Source organism: Pseudomonas sp. V88_4 (assembly GCF_029967985.1).
GTDB lineage: Bacteria > Pseudomonadota > Gammaproteobacteria > Pseudomonadales > Pseudomonadaceae > Aquipseudomonas > Aquipseudomonas glycinae.
Genome location: NZ_JASCAF010000016.1, coordinates 1 through 1,325, shown reverse-complemented (window position 1 = coordinate 1,325; position 1,325 = coordinate 1). Strand labels below are relative to the sequence as shown.

The 1,325-nt window shown below is 57.4% G+C and carries 1 protein-coding gene; it reads left to right on the top strand.

Annotated elements, in window-relative coordinates; translation table 11 throughout:
• Window positions 1-440: 440 nt before the first annotated feature.
• Window positions 441-1,199, top strand: coding sequence for a hypothetical protein (locus tag QLG12_RS07145; protein ID WP_011335462.1), 759 nt, complete (start codon window positions 441-443; stop codon window positions 1,197-1,199).
• The last annotated feature ends 126 nt before the right edge of the window (window positions 1,200-1,325 follow it).

The window sequence follows — 1,325 nt, the reverse complement described above, 5'->3', positions numbered from 1 at the left end:
CCCTGTTACCGCCGTGAAAGGGCGGTGTCCTAGGCCACTAGACGAAGGGGACACACTACAACATTCACTCCCTGCCGCGTTTCGCTGTGTGCTTTACGCTGCAAGTGGCGCGCATTCTATGGATGGATTGAAAGGTCGTCAACCCCCATATATAAATTTATTTAAATCAATGACTTCGACCTGCTTTGCGGGCCATTTCCGGCTTTTGCGTCGCCCGACGATTGACGCCTATATTCCGACACTCGCCAAGGCGTTATAGTCCACGGCACAGGTGATGGCAATCTGCACCCCAAGGGACAGCATTTAAATAAGCAGGTTCCTGGCCGATACAGATTCAGCTTCGCCGATCCAAACCCGTCGAGCGGCGCTAGGCTCCTGTATGCCAAGCCACTACACTCGCACGCGAACCCTATAAAGAGGTCTTACCGGTGACACCACTCATGATCACCCTGCTAGTCATAGCCGGGATCGCAATCTTGATCGCCATTGGCTACATGAACCATGTGGTGGAAAACACCAAACTGGAGAAGGCCCGCACCAAGGTCGAACTCAACGACCGCCTGCGCCGTTGCGGCGAACTGACCGAAACCTTTCCCGGCCAGTTCATGACCCCGGCCCTCAAGCTGCTGCTGACACGCCTTGAGCTGAACGTCTGCCAGCGCCTGCTGAACCTGGAAAAGACCAGCGCCACCACCAAGGCCCGCATCACCGAACTGAGCGCCCTCGTGGCCCAGGGCGAATCGATCCCGGTCAACAACCCGCCGGCCCCGATCCAGACCGAAGCCAAGGCCAAGGACGTGCGCTTTCTCCTCGAAGCCCTCCACGGCCAGATCACCCGCGCCGCGCAGGACGGCTTCCTGCCACCGAACGAAGCCAAACACTGGATCCGCGAAGTCCGCCACATCCTCGTGCTGCTGCACATCGAGTTCTTCAACAACCTCGGCCAACACGCCCTCCAGCAAAACCAGCCAGGCCAGGCCCGCCTCGCCTTCGAACGCGGCGTGCAATACCTGCGCAAACAGCAGGACCCGCAAATCTACGCCGAACAACTCCAATACCTGGAAAAACTCCTGGCCCGCGCCAACGCCCAGGTCATGGACAAGATCGCCCCGGTCGAAGGCGAAGAAAACCAACTGACTGCCGGCCTCAAGGATGTCGAGGCTGATGCGGACTGGAAGAAGAAAGTGATTTACGACTGAGTACAGTCGGAGAGAGAAGCCATCGGGAGGTGGCTTTTTTATTGCCCGCGGAGAAGATCAAAATCAAAAGCGCCCTCACTGTAGAGACCGGTACATCCTTTACACATTAGACCGGAGACATCGTTT

Excerpts from the sequence above, each read along its gene's own strand:
- QLG12_RS07145 (WP_011335462.1), top strand. The coding sequence starts at position 441 with ATGATCACCCTGCTAGTCATAGCCGGGATCGCAATCTTGATCGCCATT.